The organism is Beijerinckia sp. L45, from assembly GCF_009765775.1.
In the GTDB taxonomy this organism is placed as follows: Bacteria; Pseudomonadota; Alphaproteobacteria; order Rhizobiales; family Beijerinckiaceae; genus RH-AL1.
This window is the reverse complement of record NZ_LMUU01000132.1, coordinates 36,612-50,035: the sequence shown is the minus strand read 5'-3', so window position 1 is coordinate 50,035 and position 13,424 is coordinate 36,612. Positions and strand designations below refer to the sequence as shown.

Below are 13,424 nucleotides of genomic sequence, written 5' to 3'. Positions count from 1 at the left end.
GTCAGCCATCTGCATCGCGGCCACCGTCATCTTCTGGATCGATCAATGAGTCCTGAGCTTCTACTGCTGGAACTCTGAGGTCGGCGCAAAGACGGGGGCTCAGCCGAGGCCAACGGAGTGGGTTGACTCAAGCGTGCAGTCCGGCTTTCGCGGCCTGATAGATGTGGAGTTGTGTGGCGGCGGCCTGCAGCAGCGGCGTTTCAATCCCCTTGGCGTGGCCGCGATCGACGAGATCCTGCAGGATCTCGTCTACCTCGACCTGGGCGCCGCCCATGAGGTCTCGGTACATTGAGGACGCAAAGGGCGAGCCTTGCTGGCTCAGCATGGCCGCTGTGGCGCTCATCAACCCCTCCGACGGGGGATAGCCGCTGGAGCGCGCCACGTCGGCGGCCTCCTGCAGGACCGCCAGCGCCGTGGCTTGCCCCCCGGAAACAGCGACGATCTCGCCGACGGTGCCGCGGAGCAGGCAGGTGGCGGCGCCGAGGCTGGCGAGTTGCACCCACTTGTCCCACATATCCGGCATGATCCGGGTGGAGATCGCCGCGTCGAAGCCCAGGCCGTGCATGGCGGCATCGACGGCGCGGATACGCTCGCTCACGGTCCCGTCCAACTCACCATAGCCGATCTGCTGCAGCGGGTTTAGCTGGCGGATCACGCCGTCTTCGAGCGTTACCGCGACACGGCAGGCGCCGCCGATGAGGGCGTCCCGACCGAAGCGCGCCTCCAACCGGCCCATATGGGCCATGCCGTTCAACACCGGGAGAATTATGGAGCCAGGCCCCACCGCCGCAGCCAGGTCCTGCATGGCGGCCTCGAGAGCGTAGCCCTTGACGCCGAGGAAGATCAGGTCGAAGGGCCCCGAGAGATCCTCGGCCGTCGCCAGCTTGGGCTGCAAGGTCAGGTCGCCCAGGGGGCTTTTCACCTGCAGACCCTGCCCGCGCAGCGCCTCTGCCCGTTTGGGACGGACGAGGAAGGTGACGTCCCGTCCGGCTGCCGCCAGGCGAGCGCCGAAGTAGCCGCCCACGGCGCCTGCCCCGACGATCAGGATCTTGAAACTCATCTCGGTCTTCCTTTTTGGGCGGCCGGATCGATCAGGTATGCGGCGGGCTGGCCGGCTTGGCGCCGTCCAATTCCCGCATGAACGCGCCTACATGCTGAGCCCAGAGCTTGGGATGGGCCATGGTGAGGTGTTCAAACGAGGTGGGCGCTCCCTTCTGCACCACATAGTGGGCACCCGGGATGGTGGGCGTCAGCCGCTCAAGAATCGGACTGATCTGTAGGATCACTTCAGCCGCCCCAATCGACATCGAGACAACGACCTTTGGCCTCTCCAGGGCAGCGTCAAGGCACAGCTACATCACCGCCCTTTTCGGCTATCTCAGCTTGATATCTTTTGGCTCTAATGCGGCTTAATGCCGTACGTGCTTGATAAATTTCGTGATCCGAAACATCCCGATCGGCGAGGATCAATCGGGCGGCGGCAATGACTTCGCTTTCGCTGTGAGATGCAGCACTTCCAACCACTTTCGGAGCATCAGAATAGGTCATGCGACAACCCACCCCCTAACATTCGACACAAATAGGCTGAACAGTCCACACTCGTGCGCAAGTCAATTTTTCGTCATCGACTTGCGAACCAAAAATTCTTCGCTAACTTCGTACGAAATTTGATAATGAAGCACACTATGTCTGTGATGAGGACCCAAGCGTCACCGTCGAGCTGGACCGGGTTGTTCACAAGGATGGCACTTTTTCCGTCTGCCTAACTCCTGATGCTGGCGGCGACGCAAAATCGAAGCACTGAACTAGTGTGCTGTCCCTTAAATAGCTTTACTTAGCTTTTCTAGTTTGGCGAAGATTGCGTCGCTAGTGGCGGTCCATTGAAACGGCTTTGCGTGAACGTTGTAGGCAGCGACGAACGCTTCGATCTTGGCCACGAGATCTTTGGCGCTGATGAATGAGCCGCGCCGGATCTGGCGCTGTGTGATCAGGCCGAACCAGCGCTCGACTTGGTTCATCCAGGATGCATAGGTCGGTGTGAAATGCAGGGTGAAGCGAGGTCGCTCGGCCAACCACGCGCGAACCTTCGGATGCTTGTGGGCCGCGTAGTTGTCGACGACGAGGTGCAGATCGAGATCGCTCGGCACGTTAGCCTCGATGTGTTTCAGGAAGCCCAAGAACTCCTGGTGGCGATGGCGAATTCGGCATTGCGTCATGACCTGTCCGTTAACGATGTCGAGCGCAGCAGACAACGTCGTCGTCCCATGGCGGACGTAGTCGTGGGTAACGCCTTCAATTTAACCGAGCCGGACTTTTCGCACCTGGCAACCCAAGGCTCCTTAAGCGCGCCACTTCCACGTTCGCACGCAAATCAAGACGGACTGGAATGTGACGATAAGCCATGACTTCCGAAGCTGCCGGGGGCGGACACCCGAATGGCCTTCTTTTTAAGCAATGCTGATCGGGCGACTGCTAGTCCTTCGTTGAAGTACGGAAAAACACATAGTCAGCCGAATACGGCTCAAGATGGAATGTGCCGATCGCATTGCACGGCCCCGCGAACGCGCCACCTTTCGTATTGAGCCTTTGCACGACGTCCGCTTTAATTAAAGGCCCTCCGCCACTTCGCCCGACGACCGCGAGCCTGAGGCGGGGAACATCGGCATTTGTGACACCTGGACTTTCGGCATCGACCTTTCCGACGATCGCTTCACCTAATGAAAGTTCCCAAGTAGGGCCTGCGTAGTGGCGCCCTACCGTCTTGCCGTCTCTCATAAGTGACGCGAGCGGCTCGCGGAGTCGCCACTTAGCGCCGTCCGATCCAACCGTCGAACACTCGTAGATCTGCACACCGACCGCCTGCAGAGTCATAATCTTTACGCCATTTTCCACGGCAATCGGATCTGCGACGGCGCCAGAAGATGCCGAAGTGGACGACGCTGAAGATAGGCCAAGAAGGGAGAAAAACGACAGCAATAATCTGACAAGGTCTCTCGATGCCACGTTTGCACATAGAAAGCGGGCTTGCTCAAGCCAGGGGGTTCCAGCGCGCATTTGCGTATCCTTCATCTTCATCACACGGAAATGCAACGTGTCGTCCATATAGGGTGCCCGGCGTCTACGCAAAAAAGATAGAAAGCCGCCTTACGTTTAGAACGCACTTGATCGACCGGCCACGGACCCATTTTTCCTGGCTCGTTGAATATGGCGCTTGCGGTCGCTCCCGCGGCGCACGGTGGTGTTTCAAGCTGCAGCACCGGCTTGGACAGCGATACGGCCGCTATACCGCCAAGCGATCCCGAGACCTGCCGCTCCCTTTTCGGCCAGAACATGTCGTACAGCAGCCAGTCTACACTGCGTCCATGCTAGACAGCGAACGCTGCCGTCGACCTGGCAGAAAGCTGTCGTTGCAACGCGTATTTCTCGCTCAGAGCGTCGCTGGCGTGTTCAATTCGACGACTTTCGCGGCGTGATCCCCCAGGTTGCGAAGGAAACGCCGAGCCCCGTCTTTCCCGATGCCGGGATGATGGGATGATGGGATGTTGCCCCTTACGATTTTGGACAACAAACTTTTCGAGCACGCAACCTGCTCCGCCAGGTCCTTCAATCGCAGGCGCAATGGCAAGACGCGCGTGGCGCATGCGAACCCCAAGCTTGACGTCCGGCAAGCCGTCAACTCTGCTTGCAGTTGCATCGGCCATCGGCTCGTTCAAAAAGGAGCGCCTACTCGAGTGTGCAAATTTTAAGTCTAACGCCGCCCGATTTAACACCAATTCGCTGAAGTTTTAATCACCGCCAGCAAACATCGGTGCTCCTGATCCGAGAAGCCGACCGCTTGACAGATTGTGGGTAACATCGAAGCGAGCCGCATGACGATGTGCACGCGGAGGCTCTTTGTCCGCAAATCGTTCATCAAGTGTGTGTCATGTTTAAGATCAAACGGAGCTAGCGCTTTCCTTTTCTGCAGGACAAAATGCGAAAGTTTATTTCTTTCAAGCGATTGGTTGATGGGGTAACCAGTGGTAGCGCGCTTCGCCATCACCGGGCAGTAACGCACTTTAGTCTCGCGACAACCTTAGCCTTACTCAATGGCGTGTCACGCGCTTGCGCGACTGCGCCAACTTTCGAGCTCGCGACCCAACAATGCCTTGAATTGATTGTTTCGTTCACCGGTTGGCAAATCGGCCACGCCTATCGACGCACTTCAGACGGAAGCAGTGTCGAATCGATGCGGATTTGGTACCTCGCGCCATCACTGAATACGTGCTCCGCAACCGAGTTTGTCATCGCCTCCGAGCGGATTGTTTTTACAACTGATAGGGGCCTCGGCTCTGGACTCATTGGAAAGGTAGCCACCGAGGGAAAAGCGCTCTCCTATGACGACGTAACCACCATCCCAAGCTATCTTCGAGCCGAAGCAGCTCGCGCCAATGGGCTCCGCGGCTGTTTTGCTTTTCCAGTTTTCGCTAACGACCGCGTCGAAGTCGTCCTCGAGTTTTTTTTGCGGGAGGCCGCTGAGCTTGATGAAGATCTTCTTGAGTTGATGTCGTATGTGGCCGAGCGCCTCTCCTTAACGATGAATGAGCATGCGCAAAGGGCTCGTAATCAAACGCTGATGGACGCTTTGGAGAATGTCGCGACACGCTTATCGGTTACGACCGCCAGTGTAGAAGCAGGAGCCAGTATTGTCTTGAGAATGGCAGAGGATGTTGATGCAAGCCGGTCAAACGTGGACCGTGTCAGCACGGACGCCTCTGAAGAAATCAAAAATGCGAGTGAGGCAGCACAAAGCCTTGAGACGCTGACAGGCCAAGCGAGCAACCACGCGGAGCGCATCGCAGCCATAGCTGGCGGTACAACGGACATCCTTAGAAACGCCGTGGAAGTGTTCACTGATCTGCAAGCAAAGATAGCCGGCGTTGGTCAAATGAGCGGAATGATTGGTGTCATCGCTGCGCAGACCAATCTGCTGGCCCTAAACGCGACGATTGAAGCCGCTCGTGCCGGTGCTGCGGGGCGCGGCTTTGCCGTCGTGGCTTCAGAGGTCAAGGAGCTCTCAAAACACGTTAGCAATGCGACGCGAGAGATCGCCCACCAAATCGACCTGCTCAAACAGTCCGCTCTCCAGTCAACGAGGTCTCTGTCGCTTGTCCGGAAGGAGATCGAGACAGTGCAGCATGAAGCTACTGAAATTACCCGGGTGAGTGCCCTATATCGCGATGCTTCCTGCAGCATTGCCGAAAGTGTCTCACGAGCCCGCAAGACGATCGCTGGAGGCGCTCACTATCTCGATGCGCTTCGTTCAACAACGGCAGAAGCAATTAGCTCGTCGCAAACCTTAAGCGCCAGTTCTGGTCAATTACATCAGCAGGGCCAAGAACTAAGCCGAGCGGCAGGGCAACTTGCTCGTTGCACGGTCACTTGAGGCGCTATGCTGATATCCTCCGAAGGTCAAGACCCATCAACGTCTCGCAGGGCCCTGCGCTTGATTCGCACGCGCGCTCGACACCTCGAATCGGTGCGCAAAGGGTATGCAGGATCGAGATCCGTTGGGCAGTCGAGGAAGCGGCAGCGATACGGACGCTATCGCCGGCTACTGCCAGTTGGCTAGCGGCCAGAACACGCGGATATGCCGCCGGTCGGCACTGCGCCCAAAGTGGCCGTTGCGCGGATATAACCTAGCTATCGAACGCGGACATTAAGGGTGAGCTTAGGCGGCCTCGTAAGCGATGATGGGGGTTGTCATATCAACCCCTATCATGTAAAAAGGTTGTCATGACATCCCAGGAACATGCACAGGTCCTTATCACCGGCGGCTCTGTCGGTATCGGGCTCGGACTGGCGCAACGCTATCTCGCGGCAGGCGCACGCGTCCTCGTGACGGGACGCGAGGAAGCGCGTCTCCGGGCAGCAGCTGCGAGCCACCCGGGCCTTCTGACCCATGTGAGCGATATGGGCAGTCCATCGGCGCGGGAAGCCCTTGCTCGCGACGCGCAGAATTTGCTACCGAACCTTTCCGTCGTCATCAACAATGCCGGCATCCAGCGCCGCGTCTCGCTCGCGATGGACACAGCGTCTTGGGCCGAAAGGCAGACCGAGATTGACATCCTGCTGGCCGGCCCGGTTCATCTCAACAGCCTGCTTGTGCCGGTAATGGTGAACAGTGGACGCACCGGCATGGTCGTCAATGTGACTTCCGGGGGCGCAAATATCCCGCAGCCCTTCGCGCCGGTCTACAGCGCCTGCAAGGCGGCGCTCCACAGCTACACGGTCACCCTGCGCCACGCGCTCTGCGACACTAGGATTGCTGTCAAGGAGTTGATTCCGCCCGCCGTCGCCACGAAGCTCGCCGGTACGGGTGCCACACATGGCGTGCCGCTAGATGAGTTTTGCGACGCGGTCTTCACTGCCCTGGTCGAGAGCGATGAGCTGGAAATCGGCTTCGGGATGACCGCGACGGACGCGTTCGCCGCGCACCGCGACATACAGCGCGAGATGTTCAAAGGTTTCGCGGCCCGCTTTCCGGTCAAGACCTATGCTGGAGCAGCAAAGCGTGTCTGACGACGGCCGTCCCCTTGCTCCAAGTGAAATGGCAGTCTGGCACGCTCTGAAACGTTTGAGCGAGACGGCGCTGTCGCTTGTTGGAGCCGACATCGAGGCCGCGTCAGGGCTGTCCGGCGCGGATTTCGGCATCCTGTCGCGGCTTGAAGATCTCGGCGGCGGCACCCTTCACCAGCATGAGCTAGCGAAATTGCTAGGCTGGCAGAAGGCCCGGTTGTCCCATCAGCTCACGCGCATGCAGAGCCGCGCGCTCCTGCGTCGCGATTGCCCCGCAGCGGGTATCGGTGTGCAAGTCTCGATCCTGCAAGCCGGCCGCGACGCCATCGCGACGGCGCGGCCGGTCCACGCGGCCTCGATCCGCCAGCATGTCTTGCGCCACATCCGGGAGAAAGAGGCACGCACGCTGGTCGACGTCGTCCAGCGACTGAAAGGCGCAGAAGCTGGTCCCGGCGGCGCGCCTCGAAGGAAGTCGTGATGGGTGAAGCCGGCAGACCTGCATTGAATGCGACGCTCGCGGCGGGAAGCATAGCGATCATTCTGAACACGCTGGCACTCAAGGTCGCGGACCTTATTCCATTGGCCACCGCGAAAGGCGGCTTGTTGCGCTTGATTACGCCCTGGTTGACGCCGGTCCTCCAACTGTTCGGGGTGGCTGGCGTCTGGGCCTCTTTGGCCGGCCCACCGGTCACTTCGTCGGCTTTCCAGACGGGTTTCCATCTGGCTGTCGGCATGGCGATGGCTATTGCCTATGCCTTCGCAATCGAACCACACTTGCCGGGTCGACCCTTCGTCAAAGGGATGATCTACGCTCTGATGGTCTGGTTGCTGAATGCATTCGTTCTCTTGCCTGCAACGGGCGAACGAGTTGCGGGTTCGGCTCACCTCACCGCACCAGGAGTGCTTTGGTTCGCGGCGGCGCACACGCTCTTCTTCGTCACCCTTGCCATGCTCTACGCGGCATTTCGTAGGCGCAGCCACGACGCGATCTAAATCGCCGAAACTTCACGCGTGACCTTTGATGCGTGAAACAACTGTCTGTTACCAGCTAACTGTCCCGTCTCGGCCATAACGCGTCGTTCCTGCTTGACATCAGAACCGCTTGGCGGGGGTGCGTCGGCTTACGCAGCCCGCTAACTGCCGTGCGGCGTCGCCGCGTCGCAATCAATCGGCATTAAATAGCTTGGGCGACTGAGCCGCCCGGTGCGCTTTGAGGGGCTCGTACGTGGCAATCAGCCGAATGCAGGGCCGCCGGCCTGCAAAGGCTTCGAAACGCGGCCCATGGGCCTTTTCAGCATCGAATTTCGTTGCGAACCGAGGCATTGTCCATGCTGACGGTTCGAGCTGAACCGTCAGCTTTTTCATTTTCAATCGGCTCGAAAGGGCTCAAGTCCGGGGCTGCCTCAGGAAAAGACAAATATAAGCAGCAGCACTATGACAACGATCAGTATGATCCATACCTTCCGGCTTATGTGGGTCTTTAGATTTTCAACGTCCATTGGAGGACCGGATAAACCGCCTCCCTGTGGGGCCACATCGGCAGCTGCATGCGCTTCGGCTGGCGCGGCTTCCTTCAATGCGAACATGGCTTCAAGGCTTCCTCGGCTTTTCTCTTGAGCCAAAAACTGGCGGGGCGGAATGCCGTGGTCGAATAGCAAGCCGACGAGCAAAAACTTTAGATTATCAACCTCGACCTGGGCCGCCGCTGCAGCCTGCCGGGCTTCGTCACGTAAGCTGAAAGTGGCACCGGCCTCGCTATCGGCCTTCAACAGCTGCACGCGGGCGTGGGCGCTGTCATAGTCGCCAGCAAGCTCGGCAAGCACCCGCCGCCCGTCGGCGCGCATGCGTTCAAGCAGGCCGAACGATGTGACAGCTTGCTCAGCCGCGCCTTCCTCAAAAGCATGGGGCGGAACGAATTTGGCGAATTGATCGAACTCGACGCGCGGAAGCGAGAAGCTGATTGCTGCACTGTTGCGGAAAATCAATGTTCCCGAGACGATCAGTTTCTGTTCCTTGCCACGCAAACTCAGGTCGAGCAGTCCCGCTCCCAATCCACCAGCTTCCCCTTTCGAAAATAGGCTGGCCCCGATGCCGGTTAGCGCCATGCGCCCGATGGTGCGCTTCACGTCGGTGACCTGACGCTCATCGCCGAACCATATCGCTAGAAGGTTCTTGAGGTCCAAGACCTCGTTGGTTTTGGCGAACCGAACGCTGAGTTCGCCAACGCGGCGGTCGAACCTGACATCCCAGGTTGCTGGTTGAATGTCGAGCCATTCGCCGCGCTCGTTCAGCATCGGCAGGCGGGCAACCTCAAAGCTTCGCATTGCAGCTACTGGTCCCAGCTCGAGGTATTGGATCCTTCGCTGGTGTCGGTGACCACCTCTAGTGGGTTGCAACCCAATCGCACTTTCAAAACCTCGCCAAACTTAAGGGTCGCGGGCAGCGGCTGCAGCGGCAGCACCGCGCAGTTTCCGCGATTTGCTGTGATCTTTTGAATCGTCAGAGAGTCTATTTTCGAGGTGATCGACAGAAATTCTGCGGCGCTGTAAGTCGGCGTCCAATAACCTTGGCCGGGATAACCGTGATATTCTGACATTCCCTCGACCTGTTCTTGCCGCTTCATAACCGTGAACGGCGGCGCGTCTTCTGCATCAGCGAAGCTCATTAACGTTGTCGAGCATGCTATTGAGGCTGCGACGAAAGCCGACGCGTACAAAGCATTTCCGATTATCATCTTTAAGTGGTCCGACTTCTTTAAGAAAATGGTCTTTGGAATAAGCAATAGCGACTCATAGAAATCCATGTAGCTTTCCCTCCTTACTGTGTCGCTGCTGCCGTTTATCCGGCAGTTATCGAACCGCCACCTCAAACCCTCGCGGCAGCCGCCCTTATAAATGTCGAACATATTCGATGGTTTAAAGCGCGGCAAGTTGGTCTCCGTCGCGCATGATCGGGCGCGAGCGCATTGCTAAAAACCTTCGGCGGATCCGCATCGAACGCGCGCTGTCGCAGGAGAGCCTCGCTGTTGATGCTGACGTTGATCGCACCTACGTTTCTGGCCTTGAACGCTCAGAGTTCAATCCAAGCGTTGATCTGCTCGACCGCCTTGCCTCGGCCCTGAGTGTCGATATTTCGGACCTCTTTTTGATCCCCGACGCCGAGGCCGCCGAGCCCGAGCCATTAAAACGCGGGCGGAAGCCGGGCGCGCGATAGGCCGAACCTGCCGCAAAGGGTGCGGCTAGGCTGACAGCACCGGCGATGCGAGCACGCTGGCAACAGCAGCCCGTAAACCGCTTCCGTCACGATCCACTGACTGAACGTAGGTGAGCAGCTGGCGGATCTCGACTGCGGTTGCCGGCACAATGGCAAATAGCGCATCCAAGGCCTCGCGCGCCGCGCTGCTCGCAACGTCGTAGGCGGCGCGGTCGCCTTCCGTGACGTGTTGCGGCGGGTCGCGTTGGCTCGTCCAGACATCATCAGCTTGGTTAGCGGCCTCGATGTAGCGAGCGACTGCCAATCGGTTACGGTCGATGGCTTCCGCGATGCTCAAGTCACGCCGCTGGTGAGTCGGGTGGTAACAGCCCAAGGTCATCGCGCCGCCGCACGAAGGCTGGTTGATCGGGCCAATCACGCCAACGCAACACAAGCAACGACTCGCCCTTGTCTTCGATGACGATGCTTTCGAACCAGCCAGCGTTGTCGCCGTCGTTCGCGAGCACGAGCGAACCGACGACGACTTCATCCCAGCCTGAAGGCACGCAGGTCACTTCGGGCAGCGGTTCGACTTCGGCCACTTCTGGGGCGGCTGGCGCGAAAGCTTCTGGGAACGCGTTGAGCCGATCAAAGACTGCCATCTTGCAGAATGGTACGAAGCCCTTGCCTGTCTGATTCCATATTTTTCCGACCGCCAATTCAAGCGCAATAGCGCGCTGTTCGTCGGTGGTAACTCGAAGCACATGCATGCCCATCAGGCCGGCTGCGCGAACTGCTAACTCAGCATCGGCTTCGGCGAACCATGCTGCATGTGCTTTCGCACTCTCGTCTCTTCCAAAAACGATCAAGGCTGGCGGGGACGTTACTTCGTTTGCTTCAATGGCTTTCATTTTTCCCATTGCGATCTCCGCATAAAAAAAGGCCCCGGATTGGGGCCTGTGATGGTCGAGGTGGACTGGTGCTGGGGGCTGCTGATCGAGCATTGCCAAGGTGGCGACAGGTCAGTGAAGGCAAGCTTCATATTGGCCTCAGGCGGCTAGGCGAAGCCCTAGCAATCTTACCCTAAAACAAACCAGCGTTATTGTCAAGCTCTAGCTTAAACGTTGAAATTTTAACCTTTCGGCGATTTGGCCGATCATAGGCAGCTTGGTTGTTCAAGGCTGAGGCGGCCCTAGAAAGCCGCGCGAGGTGTGCGGGCCGCTTCGACCGGGTATCGCGACTTCACGCCTGACGGCGGCCACGGGGGGGCTTCAATGCCGGTCAAGGCTGCCGCTTCCGAACCAGCGCATCGACCCGCGTATCTCAAGGCGCTGGCTGGGCGGAATCGGTTGGCAGCTTAAGCGCAAGTCGGTCGCAGCTTCGATACGATGGGCAGTATTGCTGATCGCACCGATGCCGATCATCGATGCGTCGGCCGTTGCAAATGCCCCAGCCGCCTTCCGCACAAAAATGCCAAATCGCGTACTGGACGAAGCGTGGAAAACAGGCTGGAAAATCGGCGTCGAACTCGCGAGCATCAATTCGACTTGCAAGGCCGCTGATGAGGTCGGCGCAACCGCCAGGCGCGTAGCAGCCTGGGCCAGGAACGTGCGCGGCATCGAAGCGATCAAGGATCCCAATGCGATGGAGGACATTGTGAATTAGGCTATCGATGGCGATCATCGACGCGCCGGTCGTGGTCCATCGCTCGCGTTTAGGGTCGCCGCCAAGCAGCAAATCCGCGAGCGTCATCGACCACAGCTTCGGACCGATTCCGTAGACGTGGCTCAACGGTTCGAGCAGCGCCGCACGCATCAATGCAGCACGATTAGCAACGCGCTTACCGGGATCAGCAGCTGCGAGCCGCACGTCGATCCAGCTGACGAGGTCGCCATCGCAAACATCACGAACGAATAGTGCTAGCGAGATCGCGGCTTGGTTCAAAGCGCCTTTGCGAAGCGGGTGACGTGGCAAGGGGCAAAGTGGCAGATGATGCGGCTCGCTGCAGGTATCGGCTGACTTGCGGTAGCCGCAGTCACTGAACGCCCAATAATGCCGAAGCCGCGGACAAGAAGGGCGAGCAGCAAGCGCCGCGTAAATCTCCACGGATTGTAGGTCGCCGTGCTTGACGGCGAAGCTCGCAGCCGCACGGTCACTGATGCCTTGAAGGTTAGCGAGCGTCAGGATCCAATCCACGATGGCCGCGCTGTCATGCTGGGCAACCGCACTTTGAATGCCGTTCGCCTCAAGCCCGGAAGAGACATCTTCAAGAAAAATCCTTGGAGCAAGAAGCAGCGCCGGCCGGGTGAGGCGAATGAGGTGCTGCCAAGCGTCCAACATCTGACCGTTCGAAAGGAAAAGCGCCAGCTTCCTAGCCCGTCGGCTTTAGCCAACGTCAAGACGGTTGGGTTACGCCTGCGAAGCTCTTCCTCAACCGCCTTGAATAAGGCAAAGGGGGAAGCTGCACCACGGGAGCGGCAGTGACCGCCGCCCCTGTCTCCTGTAGGTCCGCTTAGGCATCGAGATCAAGAACGTCGAGGCCGTCCGGGAAGTAGAGAACGATAGATCGAACTCGCTGATTGTTTGGCCACATGGTTTGTACCTGTGCCCACTCGTTCGACACGCCCGGCTTGAAGTCGCGCTGATGTCGCAAGTGGCCTTCGGTATCCAACCACTCCAGCACTCGACGTGTCCTTGGACTTGACGAGAAGGTCTTCGCGAAGCCCGAACTGCGAACAACGTATTTTACGCCCGGCTCCTCGCTCTCATGGAAGCCATCTGCACCACCCATGTTCCGTTTTTGCCGAGTCGAAGCGTTATCGGCGTCAATGATCCCTCCCGATTGTAGCAGCCTCTTCAGCTTCAATAGATCAGCCCGGAGATCGGCTTTTGGGTCAGCCATCGAGCGTAAAGCCCTATGGCATGTTAGCGAAATAGCGTGCCAGATTTCGTCTGCACTGAATGGGAGGACGCCCGCATCAACCGCAGCCATACCACCAGCATAGATCACCGCGAACTTCCGTATGATGTCACGCTTGATCAAGTTTGTCGCTTGCTCCTCATGCGTTGAACGAAAAGTTTCTGTCCTCTCCTCATCCGTAGCGCGACCGCCGTATCCGCGTGCAATTAACGCTTCAAGGAAGGCCGGAAATGCGATGCCGCGTTGTTGCGGCAGACCTTCCCGCAAGGAAGCAAACTGCTGACCCACCCAATCCGCTTTGAGGTTATTAGGCTCCAGATCAGGGTATGAATCAAAGATCGAAAAATACCTGCCTCCCTTTACGGGGACGCCGATTAGACGAGCGGTCTCGCCCGGGTCCCGAGTCTCGCCGCTCCTGGCCGCCCACTCGTCGGGAGAAAGTTCCGATGAAAGAATGAGCAGGGTCTTAAAGGATGTCGCACTTGAGTTCCTACCGCTCCAGGACGAATGGCGCATGACGTCTTTTCCGCTCGTCAATGCGTAGGTCGTGCCTTGGAGAATTTGGTATTTTTCGCTCCTCTTTCCCCGTGCAGTTCCAATTTCGTTGATAGGAAGGATGCAATCGTTGAAGGTTAAGGCTGCTTCTATAAGCCCCGCTGGCGTCGCGTTGAGGGTCGGGAGGTCTTCTTCCAAGCCGTAGCCAATTGCGGAGGCCGCCATCAGTTGGATCTGCGATTTCCCAAAACGACTCGGA

16 protein-coding genes and 1 pseudogene are annotated in these 13,424 nt (G+C 58.4%); 5 read left to right on the top strand and 12 right to left on the bottom strand.

The genetic code is table 11. The features are described 5' to 3' along the window. Positions 1-127: 127 nt before the first annotated feature. From GSQ79_RS13905 to GSQ79_RS13885, 5 genes and pseudogenes are all read right to left on the bottom strand, one after another. Positions 128-1,060, bottom strand: coding sequence for a ketopantoate reductase family protein (locus tag GSQ79_RS13905; protein ID WP_158809298.1), 933 nt, complete (start codon positions 1,058-1,060; stop codon positions 128-130). Positions 1,061-1,091: 31 nt separating this feature from the next. Beyond that, on the bottom strand, positions 1,092-1,307 hold the full coding sequence (locus GSQ79_RS13900; RefSeq protein WP_158809297.1) for a hypothetical protein: 216 nt from the start codon (positions 1,305-1,307) through the stop codon (positions 1,092-1,094). 34 nt (positions 1,308-1,341) lie between these two features. Continuing rightward, positions 1,342-1,548, bottom strand: coding sequence for a hypothetical protein (locus tag GSQ79_RS13895; protein WP_158809296.1), 207 nt, complete (start codon positions 1,546-1,548; stop codon positions 1,342-1,344). Between the two features lie 272 nt (positions 1,549-1,820). After that, positions 1,821-2,312: pseudogene (locus GSQ79_RS13890) on the bottom strand (IS630 family transposase); the annotation flags it as partial. Between the two features lie 160 nt (positions 2,313-2,472). Beyond that, entirely contained in the window at positions 2,473-3,102 is a 630-nt protein-coding gene (locus GSQ79_RS13885; protein WP_158809295.1) for a DUF3455 domain-containing protein, read from the bottom strand. A gap of 871 nt (positions 3,103-3,973) precedes the next feature. Here GSQ79_RS13885 and GSQ79_RS13880 point away from each other — a divergent pair. The 4 genes from GSQ79_RS13880 (at position 3,974) to GSQ79_RS13865 (ending at position 7,551) form a co-directional block, all read left to right on the top strand. Then, positions 3,974-5,425 carry a methyl-accepting chemotaxis protein gene (locus GSQ79_RS13880; protein ID WP_158809294.1) on the top strand — a complete coding sequence of 484 codons (1,452 nt, stop codon included), beginning with the start codon at positions 3,974-3,976 and terminating at the stop codon, positions 5,423-5,425. Positions 5,426-5,775: 350 nt separating this feature from the next. After that, positions 5,776-6,561, top strand: coding sequence for an SDR family NAD(P)-dependent oxidoreductase (locus GSQ79_RS13875; RefSeq protein ID WP_158809293.1), 786 nt, complete (start codon positions 5,776-5,778; stop codon positions 6,559-6,561). Beyond that, the gene (locus GSQ79_RS13870) at positions 6,536-7,036 is read left to right on the top strand and encodes a MarR family winged helix-turn-helix transcriptional regulator (RefSeq protein ID WP_158809292.1); all 501 of its coding nucleotides are present in this window, start codon (positions 6,536-6,538) and stop codon (positions 7,034-7,036) included. Before GSQ79_RS13875 ends, GSQ79_RS13870 begins: the two co-directional genes overlap by 26 nt. Further along, complete coding sequence (locus GSQ79_RS13865; RefSeq protein ID WP_158809291.1) at positions 7,036-7,551, top strand: hypothetical protein; 516 nt, start codon at positions 7,036-7,038, stop codon at positions 7,549-7,551. The genes GSQ79_RS13870 and GSQ79_RS13865 overlap by 1 nt, the downstream gene beginning before the upstream one ends. Before the next feature lie 171 nt (positions 7,552-7,722). On the opposite strand, the gene GSQ79_RS13860 is transcribed toward GSQ79_RS13865, so the two are convergent. Genes GSQ79_RS13860 through GSQ79_RS13850 form a run of 3 tightly spaced genes read right to left on the bottom strand, consistent with a single transcriptional unit; the run spans position 7,723 to position 9,487 of the window. Continuing rightward, positions 7,723-7,923, bottom strand: a complete 201-nt coding sequence (locus GSQ79_RS13860; protein WP_158809290.1) for a hypothetical protein — start codon at positions 7,921-7,923, stop codon at positions 7,723-7,725. 38 nt (positions 7,924-7,961) lie between these two features. Then, positions 7,962-8,852, bottom strand: coding sequence for a hypothetical protein (locus tag GSQ79_RS13855; protein ID WP_158809289.1), 891 nt, complete (start codon positions 8,850-8,852; stop codon positions 7,962-7,964). Positions 8,853-8,887: 35 nt separating this feature from the next. After that, positions 8,888-9,487 carry a hypothetical protein gene (locus GSQ79_RS13850; RefSeq protein WP_158809288.1) on the bottom strand — a complete coding sequence of 200 codons (600 nt, stop codon included), beginning with the start codon at positions 9,485-9,487 and terminating at the stop codon, positions 8,888-8,890. 17 nt (positions 9,488-9,504) lie between these two features. Here GSQ79_RS13850 and GSQ79_RS13845 point away from each other — a divergent pair, with 17 nt between their 5' ends. Then, entirely contained in the window at positions 9,505-9,771 is a 267-nt protein-coding gene (locus GSQ79_RS13845) for a helix-turn-helix domain-containing protein (protein ID WP_158809287.1), read from the top strand. Between the two features lie 25 nt (positions 9,772-9,796). Here the strand turns inward: GSQ79_RS13845 and GSQ79_RS13840 are convergent, their stop codons facing one another. From GSQ79_RS13840 to GSQ79_RS13825, 4 genes are all read right to left on the bottom strand, one after another. Continuing rightward, positions 9,797-10,108 carry a hypothetical protein gene (locus tag GSQ79_RS13840; RefSeq protein ID WP_158809286.1) on the bottom strand — a complete coding sequence of 104 codons (312 nt, stop codon included), beginning with the start codon at positions 10,106-10,108 and terminating at the stop codon, positions 9,797-9,799. 1 nt (position 10,109) lies between these two features. Continuing rightward, positions 10,110-10,670, bottom strand: a complete 561-nt coding sequence (locus GSQ79_RS13835) for a hypothetical protein (RefSeq protein WP_158809285.1) — start codon at positions 10,668-10,670, stop codon at positions 10,110-10,112. Positions 10,671-11,073: 403 nt separating this feature from the next. Beyond that, on the bottom strand, positions 11,074-12,090 hold the full coding sequence (locus GSQ79_RS13830) for a hypothetical protein (protein ID WP_158809284.1): 1,017 nt from the start codon (positions 12,088-12,090) through the stop codon (positions 11,074-11,076). Between the two features lie 172 nt (positions 12,091-12,262). After that, positions 12,263-13,424 (bottom strand): DUF927 domain-containing protein (locus tag GSQ79_RS13825; protein WP_158809334.1); only part of this gene is annotated, 1,162 nt, incomplete at its 5' end.

Bases quoted from the DNA above. Each gene is read 5' to 3' on its own strand.
- GSQ79_RS13885 (WP_158809295.1), bottom strand. From the start codon at position 3,102: ATGGACGACACGTTGCATTTCCGTGTGATGAAGATGAAGGATACGCAA.
- GSQ79_RS13860 (WP_158809290.1), bottom strand. From the start codon at position 7,923: ATGAAAAAGCTGACGGTTCAGCTCGAACCGTCAGCATGGACAATGCCT.
- GSQ79_RS13875 (WP_158809293.1), top strand. From the start codon at position 5,776: ATGACATCCCAGGAACATGCACAGGTCCTTATCACCGGCGGCTCTGTC.
- GSQ79_RS13905 (WP_158809298.1), bottom strand. From the start codon at position 1,060: ATGAGTTTCAAGATCCTGATCGTCGGGGCAGGCGCCGTGGGCGGCTAC.
- GSQ79_RS13870 (WP_158809292.1), top strand. From the start codon at position 6,536: ATGCTGGAGCAGCAAAGCGTGTCTGACGACGGCCGTCCCCTTGCTCCA.
- GSQ79_RS13865 (WP_158809291.1), top strand. From the start codon at position 7,036: ATGGGTGAAGCCGGCAGACCTGCATTGAATGCGACGCTCGCGGCGGGA.
- GSQ79_RS13880 (WP_158809294.1), top strand. From the start codon at position 3,974: ATGCGAAAGTTTATTTCTTTCAAGCGATTGGTTGATGGGGTAACCAGT.
- GSQ79_RS13895 (WP_158809296.1), bottom strand. From the start codon at position 1,548: ATGACCTATTCTGATGCTCCGAAAGTGGTTGGAAGTGCTGCATCTCAC.
- GSQ79_RS13830 (WP_158809284.1), bottom strand. From the start codon at position 12,090: ATGTTGGACGCTTGGCAGCACCTCATTCGCCTCACCCGGCCGGCGCTG.
- GSQ79_RS13900 (WP_158809297.1), bottom strand. From the start codon at position 1,307: ATGTCGATTGGGGCGGCTGAAGTGATCCTACAGATCAGTCCGATTCTT.
- GSQ79_RS13845 (WP_158809287.1), top strand. From the start codon at position 9,505: ATGATCGGGCGCGAGCGCATTGCTAAAAACCTTCGGCGGATCCGCATC.
- GSQ79_RS13855 (WP_158809289.1), bottom strand. From the start codon at position 8,852: ATGCTGAACGAGCGCGGCGAATGGCTCGACATTCAACCAGCAACCTGG.
- GSQ79_RS13835 (WP_158809285.1), bottom strand. From the start codon at position 10,670: ATGGGAAAAATGAAAGCCATTGAAGCAAACGAAGTAACGTCCCCGCCA.